The organism is Paraburkholderia sp. HP33-1 (assembly GCF_021390595.1).
Lineage (GTDB): Bacteria > Pseudomonadota > Gammaproteobacteria > Burkholderiales > Burkholderiaceae > Paraburkholderia.
In genome coordinates, this window is record NZ_JAJEJR010000003.1 from 1,090,306 (window position 1) to 1,104,130 (window position 13,825).

Annotated in this window: 9 protein-coding genes; 2 read left to right on the forward strand and 7 right to left on the reverse strand. The window is 61.7% G+C overall.

Going from position 1 to position 13,825, the window contains the following annotated elements; genetic code table 11:
- Nucleotides 1–7 precede the first annotated feature (7 nt).
- The 7 genes from L0U81_RS31990 to L0U81_RS32020 all read right to left on the reverse strand — a co-directional run bounded on the left by L0U81_RS31990 (nt 8) and on the right by L0U81_RS32020 (nt 11,084).
- Nucleotides 8–1,021, reverse strand: coding sequence for an acyl-CoA dehydrogenase family protein (locus L0U81_RS31990; protein WP_233809914.1), 1,014 nt, complete (start codon nt 1,019–1,021; stop codon nt 8–10).
- A gap of 59 nt (nt 1,022–1,080) precedes the next feature.
- Nucleotides 1,081–2,850, reverse strand: a complete 1,770-nt coding sequence (locus tag L0U81_RS31995; protein WP_233809916.1) for an FAD-dependent oxidoreductase — start codon at nt 2,848–2,850, stop codon at nt 1,081–1,083.
- A gap of 296 nt (nt 2,851–3,146) precedes the next feature.
- Nucleotides 3,147–4,367, reverse strand: coding sequence for a helix-turn-helix transcriptional regulator (locus L0U81_RS32000; protein ID WP_233809918.1), 1,221 nt, complete (start codon nt 4,365–4,367; stop codon nt 3,147–3,149).
- 141 nt (nt 4,368–4,508) lie between these two features.
- A complete protein-coding gene (locus L0U81_RS32005; RefSeq protein WP_442793477.1) occupies nt 4,509–6,971 on the reverse strand; it encodes an efflux RND transporter permease subunit in 2,463 nt (820 codons plus the stop codon).
- Nucleotides 6,968–8,071 carry a WD40/YVTN/BNR-like repeat-containing protein gene (locus L0U81_RS32010; RefSeq protein WP_233809922.1) on the reverse strand — a complete coding sequence of 368 codons (1,104 nt, stop codon included), beginning with the start codon at nt 8,069–8,071 and terminating at the stop codon, nt 6,968–6,970. Before L0U81_RS32010 ends, L0U81_RS32005 begins: the two co-directional genes overlap by 4 nt.
- Before the next feature lie 33 nt (nt 8,072–8,104).
- Nucleotides 8,105–9,388: a DUF1329 domain-containing protein gene (locus L0U81_RS32015; protein WP_233809924.1), complete on the reverse strand. Its 1,284-nt coding sequence runs from the start codon at nt 9,386–9,388 to the stop codon at nt 8,105–8,107.
- Between the two features lie 97 nt (nt 9,389–9,485).
- Nucleotides 9,486–11,084 carry a DUF1302 domain-containing protein gene (locus L0U81_RS32020; protein ID WP_233809926.1) on the reverse strand — a complete coding sequence of 533 codons (1,599 nt, stop codon included), beginning with the start codon at nt 11,082–11,084 and terminating at the stop codon, nt 9,486–9,488.
- A 321-nt stretch (nt 11,085–11,405) separates the two neighbouring features.
- Between L0U81_RS32020 and L0U81_RS32025 the strand changes: the two genes are divergently transcribed.
- Together L0U81_RS32025 and L0U81_RS32030 are read left to right on the forward strand one after the other, a co-directional pair.
- Entirely contained in the window at nt 11,406–12,698 is a 1,293-nt protein-coding gene (locus L0U81_RS32025; protein WP_233809928.1) for an MFS transporter, read from the forward strand.
- Between the two features lie 107 nt (nt 12,699–12,805).
- On the forward strand, nt 12,806–13,816 hold the full coding sequence (locus tag L0U81_RS32030; RefSeq protein WP_233809930.1) for a flavin reductase: 1,011 nt from the start codon (nt 12,806–12,808) through the stop codon (nt 13,814–13,816).
- Nucleotides 13,817–13,825: the final 9 nt, after the last annotated feature.

Here is a 13,825-nt window from a genome sequence, read left to right on the forward strand (position 1 = left end):
TGTTCCTTCAGGCGTTGTGCGTCAGCCGACGATCGGCGATGCGCTCGAGCTGCTCGGCCTCGTCGCCGAACACCTTGGCGTCCATCATCACGCGGCGGGTCACCACATGCGCGATGTGCTCCCATGTCTGTCCGATCCCGCCATAGACCTGCATCACGGTTTCGGCCACGGGCAGCGCGACAGCCGAGCAATAGGCCTTCGCCGTGCGAGCCGCGAACAGTGCCTCGGCCGGCTCCAGCGCCTCGACCGCCCACGCGGCATAGGCGTTGATCGTGTGGGCGCCTTCGATCTGGACCAGCATCTCCGCGCACATGTGCTGCACCGCCTGGAAGCTGCCGATCGGCACGCCGTACTGCACCCGCTCCTTCGTGAACGCCACGACGGCGGCATGCGCCGAGCGCAGCGCGCCGGTGATGTCGCCGCCGAGCGCGACGAGCGCCAACGCGAGCCAACGATCGAACGCCGCCTCGTCGAGCACCTCACCGTCAATCTCGGGCTCGAGAAGCGCGCCGTCCCGGCGCATCAGCTTGCGTGTCAGGTCCGTGCTGTCCGCACGAACGAATCCCTGTTTCAACGACAGCCGTGCGAGGCGCGGTCCTTCCACGCCTGGCGCGAGCGCGAGCACATGGTCGGCGCCATCGACATCCCAGGCGACCGCTTCGGTGTCGTCAATGGTGGCGAGTCGTGACAGGTCACGGCTCAGCATGACGCCGCAACGGCCCGACCCGCTCGTGCTGGTGTCGATCCACTCCTGCGGTGCCTGCGCCAATGCCATCAGTTCGGTGGCCATGACCCCGCAACCGGTAAAGGGCTGCGGCGCCAGGGCCCCACCCAGCGCTTCCGCGGCGATGAGCACCTCGACGCCCGACGCGAGCGGCACGCCATCGTCACGCTGACGCAGCGCCAGCAGGCCCACTTCCGCGATCTCGGCCCATCCCTGCTCCCGGTCTACCGTTTCGAGTTCCCGCGGTTGCGTGATGCCGATCGACCCCGCAAGCCGCGCGAGCGAGCTTGCGAACATTTCCTGCTCAACGCTGTATAAAGCATTCACCAGACATCTCCGATGTTTCCGAATTCGAATCAGGTCACGGCGCGAACCGGTGCCCGCTTTGCGGATGGCGCCCTGTCGCGGGCGGCCTCCTGCGCGATATGGTTCGCTGCGCGATAGCCGAAGGTCATCGCAGGTCCCAACGTGGCACCGGCACCGGGGTACGAGCCGCCAGCGACGGAGGCGGAGCAGTTGCCGATCGCGTACAGCCCCGGCATCAGCTTTCCGTCGGTGTCGATCACCTGTCCGTTGTGGTCGGTCTTCAGGCCGCCCAGCGTCCCGAGATCGCCGAGATCGAGCCGGACCGCGTAGAAAGGACCTTTTTCGAGCGCCCCCAGCGTGGGGCTCGGACCATGACGCGGATCGCAATAGACGTTGTCGTACGAGTACTTGCCGCGCTGGAAATCCTCGTCGACGCCCGTGCGCGCAAACTGGTTGAAACGGGCAACGGTGGCGGACAAGGTCTCATCCGGCACACCTATCTTGCGCGCCAGTTCCCGCACCGAATCCGCCCGGTAGATGACCGAATCCCACCATTCCTGCGGCAGCGCCGAATCGGGCATCAGCTTCGCCGGCATGATGCTGCCGAGGATGGACTTGGCGCGGAACTGGGAATCGAAAATCATCCAGCAAGGCACGTTTGCACCCGTCAGCTCGTAGTCCTTGATCATCTCCGCGCCGAAATCGTGGTATGAGATGGCCTCGTTCGCGAACCGCTGCCCCGTGCGGTTCACGCACAACGAATGCGGCTGGCAGCGCTCTGTAAACAGTCCGGCGCGCGTGTCGGCGTTCGGTGTGTGAATGGCGGGCAGGCGAATGGACGGTATCCACCACGCAACGCCCAGCAGGTCAGTCGCGGCCCCGATCTCCATGCCAGCGAGGAGCGTGTCGCCGACGTTGTTGTGAGGCACGGTGATAGTCCAGCTCACCTCGGTCGGCACCGGGTAGTACTGATTGCGCAGCACCTGGTTTTGCTCGTAGCCACCTGCGGCGGCAATCACGCCGTGGCGCGCGCGAATGGTGATCTCGTTGCCTTCGCGCAGCACCACCACGCCTGCCACGCGCCCGTTTTCCACGACGAAACGCCGAAAGCGGGTGTTCAGGTACAGCGGCACTTTGCGCTTGTACAGGCCTTTTCTCAGGCCGCCGACCAGCGCCGCGCCCATCGCGAGCCTGCGGTCCCGCTTCGTCTTGCGCCGCCAGCCGAAATCCAGCCAATACCCTGACAGCAGCTTGAGCAAGTGACGACGCCAGCCGGGTCCGCGCGCACCCAGCACGGCACCATCATCGACCGACAACGAGATACGGCCAAAGAGCTTGCTGAACGCGGCGGGTTCGCGCTGCCGGAAAAAATCGTCGCCGAGGATGCCCGCATCGACGGGCTCGGGGAACATGGTCCTTCCGCCGTCTTTCGCACCCGGCAGCTTCTGGCAATAGTCCGCCCATTTGAAACCTGCATGGCAAGGCGTCTCGACCTCATTGCTCAGGTAGTCGATCATCGTCGCGGCCGTGTCGACATACGCGCACAGCTTTTCCTCGGCAACGCGCCCCTGACTGCAGGCCCTGAGGTAAGTCAACGCATCCTCTCGCGAGTCCTTATCGCCCATGTCCCGATTGCAGGGAACCCAGATTCCGCCTCCGGACAGAGCGCTCGTTCCGCCGTAGCGATCGCTGCGCTCGATGACCATCACGTTCAGACCCAGGTCACGGGCGCGATTCGCCGCCAGCATGCCACCTGCGCCACTGCCAATGACCAGTACGTCACACTCATCAGGCGTACTGAGGATATTCTCGTGATTCACGCGTGTCTCCATTTTTTGCCTTTTATTCAGGTATCAAACAGGTTTTTTTAATGGATTAACCGGCTTGAATAAGCGGTCACGGCCTCGCAGAGTCCAAGAAGGCGGTCGCCACCAACAGGACTTTAGCGATTGACCCTTGAGCCATCATCGCCCGAATGGACTAGGCCAAACGAAGCTGGGAAGGAATGCGTCGAGAGGAGTCGAGACGCAGCACGCGTGGATCACGCTGCTGGGATTGCAATAGCCGAGCGGCGCCACCCGCCGCGATCCGGGCGGGAGCGCCAACTTTTCTGATATTACTTCTCGGCTGCGGAAGGACCGATCACCGCGTTCAACATGACGCGCACCAGCTCACTTTGCCGCGTCACACCAGCTTTGGAAAAAATGGCGCGCAAATGCGCTCGCGCCGTATTGCGTCGAATGCCCAGTTTTTCCGCGGCCTCGTCAAGGCTGAGGCCATTTGTCAGCTCGATCGCCAACTGCGATTCGGCGGGCGTGAAGTCAAACAGTTGGCGCAGGATATCGCGCGCAGCATCGGCATTCGCATCCGGATCGCGGATGAACACCGCCCAGGCAGGACGCAATTTGCCTTCGGTCTCTTCCAGCAGTGGAATGCTACGCACCATGACGGCCAGATTGCGGCGGCCTGACGGCCTGCTCAACGATGTCGCCACGACCATCCCGGGATGCTCCTGAGAGCTGGAGAGCAGGCGCTGCAATTCGCGGGTGTCGGCTCGAGAGCATCCTTCGAGAGTCCGGTCGACCGCCTTGAGACCGTCTGAGCGGATCAGCAGGTTGCTCGCTACAGCGGTCGCCCTCAATAGCCGGCCTGTTTCGTCGAGCAGCACGACGCCGATGTTCAGGCGGTCAAGCCCTTCCTCGAAGATCTGCCGCTCGGATTCCTTACGATTGACATGTGCCGCAAGCGCCATCGCCTGTTTGATATGCGGGACGAACTGACCCAGCCGGCGCCTGTCCTCATCCGTGAAAGGCGGCATGTCCTGAGTTCGATGCACCCGAACCCGCGACACCGTTCCGGCGCGTGTGACGATGTTCACCCCCAGCATGCGCCTGAGATCGGTGGTCATCATGTGGCTCAGGAACTCACGGTAGTACTCGCTTGAAAACCACTGCTTGCCGGTCAAAACGTCGGAGGCCAATACCACGCGTTCCGGCGGCAACTCCACAAACGGATCCGATTCGTACCAACGCGAGCAATAGGCCAATTCCGTGGGGGCATGCCCGGGAATACATACCAGGTAGCCCATGTCGTACGCCTTCGGCGGCCGCACGACGATCGTCGTGCTGGAGGCTTCGAAGTATTCCGTCAACAGTCCAACGCACTTGCGCCACGGCTCGTCCTCGAGCACGGACTCGTAGACCGCGTGAATCGCGCGATCGCGCAACTCGGCGCGTTCGGCGCGTTCAGCCGTCATGCATGTTTCCGGAAACTCAATCGCGCTCACACCGTTCATCATGTGCTCGACCGTCTCACGTTGCTCTACAAGGTGCATCATGACTTGTCTCCGGCAAACCCCTCTTCGCACATCCGTACGGTGGGTTCAGTACATGGTCGGCAATCGAATCTCCACATGCGCATTGGGATTTTATGAAGTAGATGCGCACACAAAATATTGGGGTATTTACTGTACAGCGCCTCAGGTAAGCCCGAGCGGAGCATCCGGCGCGGCGTTGCCGGCTCGGGCCTTGCGCGACTCACCGCGCAGCAGCACGTGAGACAACGCGGGAATCAGCACCAATGCGCCGACCATGTTCCACAAGAACATGAACGTCAGCAGGATGCCCATGTCCGCCTGGAATTTCAGAGGCGAAAACACCCAGGTCACCACGCCGGCAGCGAGCGTAAACCCGACCAGCGCGACCACCTTGCCGGTAAACATCAGCGCGCCACGATACGCGTCGGTCAGGCTGGCTCCGCGTCGCTGCAAGGTCAGCTGCACGCTGAGCAGGTACAGTGCGTAGTCGACGCCTGCACCAACACCGAGCGCGATGACCGGAAGCGTGGCCACCTTGACGCCAATGCCGAGCAACACCATGAGCGCCTCGCACAGCAACGAGGTGATGACCAGCGGAATCAGCGCGACGAGGACGGCTCTCCAGCTCCTGAAGGCGATGGCGCACAGGACGATCACGGAGCTGTACAGCAGCAGCAGCACGGTGACGCTAGCCTTCTCCACGACCTGATTGGTGGCCGCCTCGATGCCCGCGGAGCCGCCGGCCAGCAGGAATTGCCGTTGCGCCGTGTTGTTCTGTGCGGCGAATTCCTTCACCTTCTGCACCACGCGCGTCAGCGTCGGCGCGCGGTGATCCGAGAGATAGGCCACCACCGACGCCATCTCGCACCGGAAATCCGCAATGTCGGGATTATTGGCGGCCATTTCGCTTGCCCCCGTTTCCGTGATGCGCGGATCGCGGCTGAGACTCATCCACTTGGGATTGCCTTCGCCCGGCACCAACGTGTAGTAGCGCACCTTGTCCGCAAGGCTCTGTGTAGCCTGCACACCCGGCACCTCTTCGAGCTGCGCACCGAGGCGTTCCATCTGGACGAGCGACTCGAACTTGCCGCATTCGCCCGGCGGGCTCTTCACGAAGACCACGAACTGATCGGTCGAGCGGCCAAAGTTCGACGCGAGGAACGCGACGTCGCGGTTGTATCGCGAATCGGCCCGCAATTCGGGCGCGCCCGGATCGAGATCGCCCACCTGCAGCCTGCTGCGCACCCCGACTGCGTCCATGCCGAGCCCGAGCGCGATGATGATCAGTATCCACGCCCGGCGAGGCGTCGTGCACTTGACCAGGAAGCGCACCAGCGCACCGTTGGACTCGCGGTTGCTTCGGCCGTGCGCGGCAGTAGCGCGCGCAGCCGCCTTGCGGCCGACGCCAAGATAGGACAACAGCACGGGCACTAGCACGAGCGCGGTGAAGATCAACACCGACACGCCGATGCTGGTGGTGATCGCCATATCGCGGATGACGGGAATATCGATCACGAGCAGCACGGCGAAACCGAACACGTTCGCGAGCAGCGCGGTCAGGCCCGCGAGAAAGAGACGCCGGAACGTGTAGCGCGCCGCCACGTACTTATGTACGCCGCGTCCTATGTCCTGCATGATGCCGTTCATCTTTTGCGCGCCATGCGACAGGCCGATGGCGAACACCAGGAAGGGCACGAGAATCGAATACGGATCGATCTCATAGCCGAGGAGCTGCATCAGGCCGAGCAGCCACACGACGCTGAGCAACGCTGTGAACAGCAGCAACGCAGTGCTGCGAAGACAACGGGTATACACGTAGACCACGGCGGCGGCGACGAACGCCGCGGCGAGGAAGAACGTCGCGACTTGCCCAAGCCCCTTGATCATGTCCCCCACCAGCTGCGCGAAACCCACGATGCGCACCGTGACTTTCAATGGGCGCCCCTTGCTGTCCGGCGTGCGCTCGAGCACGCGGATTTCATTGTCGAGGCGCTTCGCAAGCGCTGGATAGTCGAGCGGCTTACCGGTTTCCGGGATCGTGTCGAGCAGGGGCACGTAGATCATGCTTGAGCGGTTGTCGAGCGAGATCAGGTCGCCCGTCAGCCCCGCCCGCGAGACGTTGAGCCGGAACTGCTCCATCTTCTGCGGCGAACCGTCGAACTGCGAGGGCATCACCGCGCCGCCCGCCATGCCGTCTTCCGTGATCGCGTTCCACCGTACCCCCGGCATCCACAGCGAGCGTACCCACGCGCGGTCCACGCCGGGCATGACCGTGACCTTGTCGGTGATCTGCCTGACAACGTCGAGGTAGGCAGGGTCGTAGATGTCGCCGTTGCGATTCTCCACGACGATCCGCAGCGCGTTGCCCATTCCTCCCAGGTCACTCTTGTAGGTGTTGTAATTCCTGATGAACTCATGGGACTGCGGGATCATCCGCTCGAAACTCGCGTTGACCGTCAGATGCGAGGCGCGCCATCCAAGCACGCCAGTAATGAGAACGCACAGGAGCAAGACCCAGCGTCGGTGATTGAAAATGAGGCGCTCCAGCCAGGAGCCCGACCGGGGATCGAACTGTGTAACATCACTGATCGGTGGCGTGTCGTCTCTTGCGTGATGTGCGGTCATTTCGTACCTGTTCGATTGAGTTGCGCGCCATTGCTGCTGTTGCTCTTCTGGATCTGCACGCCGTTCAGCCCGGCCAGCATCACCTCACCGGACCCAAGGCCGAGCGCCCCGGCGTACATCGTGGGCCGTTCACCGGTCAGCGGTTCAAAGGTGCGTGCGGCGTCGTGGCTGACGGCCAGCTCGCCCGACTGTGCCGCCAGCACGACGTTCCTATCGGACAGCACGGTTGCGCAGGTGATGCCACCGGCGATGCCGGTGCCAACCTTTTCCCAATGCCCGCCTCCATCCGCCGAGCGGAATGCATTGCCGCGCATGCCAAAGACCAGAACGAAATCGCCGTCTCCGGCGATGCCGAACAACGTACCGTTGTAGCCGACATGGGTCAGCTCGAAGTTCTGGCTCTGCGGGTTCAGCTTCCAGACACTTCCTTCTTCACCGACGATCCAGGTTGTGCCGGCGATGCGGCGGATAGCGGTCAGATGCAGGAAGCGCGGGTTGTCGATGTGATCGTTGCTGGGTTCCCACGTCTTGCCGCCATCCTGGGTCGCGAGGATCAGGCCGAACTTGCCGACGGCGAACCCTCTCTTCTCGTCCTCGAACGCCACGTCCATGAAAAACGAGGCCACACCGGGCTGCATCATGTTAGGCAACTGCTCGAGCAGCTTCGCTGCCTGAGCATTGCCGGCATGTGCCAGCGCGCTGTAATGCCCGGTGATCAGTTGCTCGAGGCGACGCCCATCAACCTGAACTGACCACGTGCTTCCGCCGTCACGGGTAGTCAGGATCAGGCCGTCGTGGCCGACGGCCCATCCGTGCAATGCGTCCACGAACGTGACGGCATTCAGGTCTGCGCTGGCCGGCACACGCGCCTGCTGCCACGTCTTGCCGTCATCGTCGGAGACGACGATACGCCCGAGAATACCGACCGCGACGAGGCGCTGTCCGGCCCGCGCGATGGCCCGCAAGGGCCGGTGCGCAGCCTGGGAAGCGCTCGGCGCCGGCAGATCCAGCGGATCGACGAAGGCCCCGGCGAAACTCGTCGCCGGCGCGCCGGCCAGCAATAGCAGCCCCAACGCGAGCACGCCGGATACCCGTGCCATCTTTCTACTCATGGACGATCCCCTCACTTACGCTCAGCGAATTCCGTTAGCGGCCATAGCGTCCGGCGTCAGCCTGGACGCGGGCCAGCGCTTGATGCGGACAATGCCCTTCGTTTCACCGAAATGCATGGCTGCAACGTATTGCCCTTTGGCCAGGTCGAAGAACACGACCGGATTGACGCCCCCTGCTTTGTTCTCCCAGTCATGAATGGGAATGGTGTAGGCCGTCTTGAACAGTTTCCCGGTCGGATCGTAGGCGTCGTACAAGGAAATTTCCCAGCGGTCTTCGTCCAGGTAGAACACTTTTTTCGACTCGGCATGACGCATGCCATTCTTCAGCGTTGCCTCGACCACCCACACGCGATGCAGCTCCCAGCGCAGCGCGTCGGTCTTCGGATGTTGAGGACCGAAAGCCTCGTCCGCCGGCATAAACTCGAACTTGTTGGCGTTGTACGGGATGTACATCTCCTTCTTGCCCTTCAACACGAAATCGAAGCGATCCATCGACCCTTCCCAGAGCCCGCGTTCGTCGCAGTAGAAAGAGCTGGCCGCATCCGTCGCAGGGGTGTCGTAGGCGGTTTCCGGCGCCAGACGCACACGCCGCTGCCCTTGCGTGTACATGTAGTCGATCGTGTTGCCGTTTGCGCCTGACGTGGTTTTCATCAACATGAGCGACTGATCCCCGACCTGGCGAGCCGGAGCGTCAAACAGTGCGAGGCGTTTCTGGTAGGTGTCGTTCGGCGTGTCCGGCTCGTCATAGATCGGCGCTTCGGTGTAGTCCCTGATGCTGTACAGAAGTATCTTGTGACCACTGGGATCCCAGAGAAAGCCTTCGACGTAGTACATCGCCGGAGAACCGATGTACCGGTACAGGAAATTCCAGATCACCTCGTTGCCGGTCTTCGGAATCGGGAACGCGATGCCGCCAAGGGCATTCTCGATGCTCGTGCCGCCATCCTTGGTCGTCGCGTGCGTGGCATTCCACAGGGTGTTCTTGTTCACGAAATCCGGGACATCGAACGTGCGATGACTCGGATAGACCGTCATCTTGTAGTCCGGGTAGCGTTGCAGCAGTTCCTTGGTCCCTGGAGAAAGCTTGTCAGCGTATTGGCTCATGTTCTTCGAGTCGATCGCATACAAGGGCTTTTCGCCGGGAAAAGGATCGGGCAGGCGCCCGGCTTCCTTCGGGTAGGACGGCCCTTTCCAGTCCGCGTCCCACGCGGGAATGGTGCCGTCCTTGTTCCCCGCGCGCTCCGCGCCCGACGGCGTGAGGTCCTTACCCAGATGAGCGGCCTCATCCGCGCTGACGGCGGCCACCGACACCTGGGACGTGAGCAGGGTTGCCGTTATCGCAGCCGCAATGAATTTACATTTGAACATGTGAAGTCTCCGACAGAATTAGGCGGTGCCGCGGTCACAAAGTGGTCGAGAAAGTCAGGATCACGTTGCCGCGATCGGTCGTTTGCTGTGCCTTTCTCGCTCCGTAGCCGGTGTACTGCAGGGCGAGCTTGTAGCGATTGCGGATATCGGCCGTCACGCCGATACCCCAGGTATAGGAACCGAGCTGACCGCCAATCAGGTTCGGCGTCGTGCCCTTGATCCCGTATCCGGCCAGAACGAGATTGCCGGTCAGGTTCACGCCGTCAAACGGCACGTTGAACCACATCGGCTGGAAGATCAGAGAACCCGTCACGGTGTTTTTGGTCGCGCATCCTGCCGCCTGGCCGCCCACACAGGCGTAGCCCTCTCCATTGAACAGGTCCGGCCGTGAATTGACGTTCACGAGATGCGTGTAGCCAAGCTCGGCAATGAGAACGGAAGAGTTCCACAAAGGCGTGGTGCCGAACATCTTCATGCCGTTGAGCAGCGCGTGCCACGTGTCGCCACGAGCGCCGTCCTGACCGATGCCCGTGGAGGACAGCGCGCCGTTTTTCGTGTAATTCATTTCGGCGCCCACGCTGATTCCTCCTACGCCGAAGTTCGACGAAACGCCGAACAGTTGCACGCCGCGCGCGAAGGAATTGTGGAATCCGGAGAAACTGGCATCGTTGACCAGCAGCGGCCACGGTTGCTTTTCGTCGAACCTGCGATAGACGAGCGATACGTTGCCGCCACCCATGACCTCCGGCGTGAGCGAGAGCTGCACGCCATAGTTGCCGCCCGGGTGGGAGGGGGGTTCAAATTCAGAGATCGGAAGTGTCACGCCAGGGGCCACGGGCACGCCAGCGGTCGGCTGCCACAATGGGTCGGCCGCGCCCAGATAGGTGCCGCCCTCGGAGAGCCGGTTCGGCCGCCAGGCCAACTGGTAATAGCCGGCGAGGGACACCTTCGGAACGAGATCGGCCTGGAACGACACCTGCGGTAGCGGCAGCGCAATCTCTTTAGGCGAGATACCCGGGTTTTCCGCCGATTTCTGGAAGTTCATCGGCTGCTGCCCATACGACAGCGCCTCGCCGATACTCACCTGCGAGACGCCCCAGACGAGCGAGTACTGACCGACCTTCATCGAAAGATTGTGGCCGCCAGGGTTGAAGTTGCCGAATGCAAAGGCATCGAGGAGTTCACCCGAGGGGCCGTTGTAATAGCGCTTCGTGTACGAGTCGAACCCATCGGTGCGCGATCTGAACGCGAACAGGTTCGGGTTGGACCCGTAGTTGTGGTTGTCGTACGCTGCGTCATACCAGCCCGCCGCGCTGACGCGAAAACCATAGTTATCCCTGAAGACGACGTCGAACTCGGAAAGCACATCGATGCGCTTCTTCCACATGTCGCCTGCGTTCGGAAACTTGTAATCCGATTGATGTGTCGTGACGTTATTGCCGATCACGGGATCGATGCCCTGCGCACGCCAGCCGAGCCCGGCTGTAATTGTGTTGTCCCAATGGACGGCAAGATCATCGATTCCAGTAGGAATCTCGAAGGCCCCCGCGGTTTGCGTCAATCCAGCGAGGGTAAGAAAAGCAAGTAGAGGTCGCATTTGAGCGATGCACCTCTTTGAACGGGAGTGCTCCAACTTCGTCTCCTCCATCAAAGGATCTATGGAATTTTTATAACTACCTTGTGGTGAGCCTAAGTCTGGCTAACGCGAACTCTCGGCGCATCGCACGAACGGACTAGGAGTGAAACGGCACCGGTGCCGCGGAGATCGAAGTTGGGGAGAACCCCATAGCTTGCCCAGTCCGAGTGCATGCCTCGGATCCCGCCTCTAGTCTGCCTGGACGTTGACGCAGCGCCGTGGGCACCGTGACCATCTTCCCGTTGCGACTCAGGCGGCGCGCCGTTCAATCAGGCGGAGCGCCGCACATCATGGATGCACAACGGAGCTGGAATCCGAATGCCTGACGAACGAATCAGTCGCGACTTTGATAGCCGCGCGCGCGTTGACGATGCACCGTTTTCGTCAATGCTCACGCCCGAGGCGGCAAGTCCGAAGAAGTGGCTTTCCAAAGAGGTGAAAGTCTTGAGTGCCGCCAACTTTATTTCCGCGGTTGGCTTTGGCATTCAGTCACCCACCATCCCGGTGTTTGCCCGGCAGCTTGGCGTCGGCAGTGCGATGGTGGGCGCGATCATCGCCGCATTCGCGTTGGGCCGGATCATTGCGAATGTGCCGGCTGGCCGCCTGATCGACCGGTTTGGCACGATACCCGTGCTAACCAGCGGCATGTGCATTCTCGCGTCCGCGAGTTTGCTGGCGGGGTTGTCAGCGAGCGGATGGCAACTGACGCTGTTTCGTGGGTTATGTGGTGCAGGGTCCGCGATCTATACCGTGGCTGCAATGTCGTTGCTGATACTCTCCAGCGACGCTTCGCATCGCGGCAGAGTCGTGAGCCTTTACATGGGCGCCTTTTATCTCGGCGCGACGGCAGGACCGGCGATTGGCGCGACGATGTCCAGCCTGTCGCCGCGCCTATCCTTTTTTATCTATGGCGCCGGGGTCGCCGCTTCGGCATGGGTCATCTACTTTTCACTCAGATCATCTCAGGTTGCCCCTCAGAAAAAGAGTCGATCCTCCTCCCCTCGAATTGATCTGATTCAGGCGTTTCGCATTCCTGCTTTTCGCTCGGCCTTTTTCTGCAATTTTGGCGTTGGCTGGGCCTCCTATGGTGTGCGCGTATCCATCCTGCCTCTGTTTCTCTTGAACTCAATTCATGACGACAAAGCCTGGATCGGCATAGCGCTTGCGCTCGGCGCAAGCGTCCAGGCTCTCATGCTTCCCGTGGCCGGCACAACGGTCGACCTGATAGGCCGAAGATTCACGCTGATATGCGGGCAGGCCGCCTTGCTGTGCGCCTACCTGCTGGTGATAGCGACGCCTGGCCGCTTGACTTACCTCGCCTGTTTCGCAGTCCTCGCTGTCGGAACAGCACTCAGTGTGCCGGCAGGTTCAGCGTTGATCGGCGACTTGTCGAAAAGCCATCCAGGCGGCGGCGCACTGGTGGGCACCCACCAGATGGCCGCGGATCTAGGCACGATCGTCGGCTCGGTGATCACGGGGTGGATCGCTCAGAAGGTGTCCTACTACGCCGCATTTGGCCTGACTGCATGCATGCTTCTGCTGAGCCTCGCAAGCGCTACGCTCATTGGTACGGCTTCTTCGAAAGAAGAGCCCCATGTCTGCGCAGACTGAGCTAGTCCGTTTCAACGATGTTCGCAACCCATACGCTAGCGTAATGTGGACCTTGCCATGATAGAGAACGTTCATCAGTTGGCAGCCGCATCATTCGGAATGTACAAATGAATACAAACAATTTGTCGTTGGCGCATAGCTCAGGTAATCCCGAGCGGCCGTTGATGGATGCGCAAGCGCTGCGCGCGGCGCTAGGGCGCTTCACGACCGGGGTCACCGTGATCACCTGCTGCGGTCCCGACGGGCGCCTCGCCGGGGTCACGGCCAACAGCTTCAATTCGGTCTCGCTCGACCCGCCCCTCGTGTTGTGGAGTCTCGCGCGCCGCGCAGGCAGCCTGCCCGCTTTCCAAACCACATCGCACTGGGCCGTTCATGTATTGGCTCACGACCAGTCTGATCTGTCCACCCGTTTTGCCAGGTCCGGCAGCGACAAGTTCGCGGGACTGGAACTCGAGCGCAGTGCCGATGGCACGCCTTTGTTGAGCGGATGTGCCGCGCGCTTTCTGTGCCGCAGCTTCCGGCTCTACGACGGAGGCGATCATGTCATCCTCGTCGGCGAAGTGGTTGACTTCGTCCGCAATGACACCCCGCCCCTCGTCTATCACGACAGCGGCTACGCGATTGCCACGAGCACCGAAACACAATGGAACGCAGTCTGCGAAACCGATAGCACGACAGCGGCTTCACTCGCCTTCCTGCTGGGTTCGGCCTACCTGTATCACTGCGGCCAGTTGCGGGAAGCCGGTGGCAGGATGGGGTTCCTCTATACCGAGCTTTTCGTTCTCCTCGCGCTCGGAGAGCGCAGTTGGCGCAGCCGCACTGAAATCAACTCGCTGCTGGACTACGCTGGCCAATCCGCCGCCCCCCAGGTGCTCGACGATCTCGAAGCCCGGGGAATTCTGATCGCGCGGGAAGGCAAGCATCACGACCGGGAAGAGACGGAGTTCGATCTGACTGCGGATGGACGTGCCATCGCCGAACAGCTCAAGCAGACCGGAAAACGGCTCGAGGATGACATGGCCAACACCCTCGGTGCCTCCGGAACCATCGCTTTGAGAGCGCTGCTGACCCGGTTCCTGCGAGACACGGAACTCAATCGACCCGTGAAGTGGCTCTGAGCCAAGGAC

Excerpts from the sequence above, each read along its gene's own strand:
- L0U81_RS31990 (WP_233809914.1), bottom strand. The coding sequence starts at position 1,021 with ATGTTCGCAAGCTCGCTCGCGCGGCTTGCGGGGTCGATCGGCATCACG.
- L0U81_RS32000 (WP_233809918.1), bottom strand. The coding sequence starts at position 4,367 with ATGATGCACCTTGTAGAGCAACGTGAGACGGTCGAGCACATGATGAAC.
- L0U81_RS32005 (WP_442793477.1), bottom strand. The coding sequence starts at position 6,971 with ATGACCGCACATCACGCAAGAGACGACACGCCACCGATCAGTGATGTT.
- L0U81_RS32010 (WP_233809922.1), bottom strand. The coding sequence starts at position 8,071 with ATGGCACGGGTATCCGGCGTGCTCGCGTTGGGGCTGCTATTGCTGGCC.
- L0U81_RS32025 (WP_233809928.1), top strand. The coding sequence starts at position 11,406 with ATGCCTGACGAACGAATCAGTCGCGACTTTGATAGCCGCGCGCGCGTT.
- L0U81_RS32030 (WP_233809930.1), top strand. The coding sequence starts at position 12,806 with ATGAATACAAACAATTTGTCGTTGGCGCATAGCTCAGGTAATCCCGAG.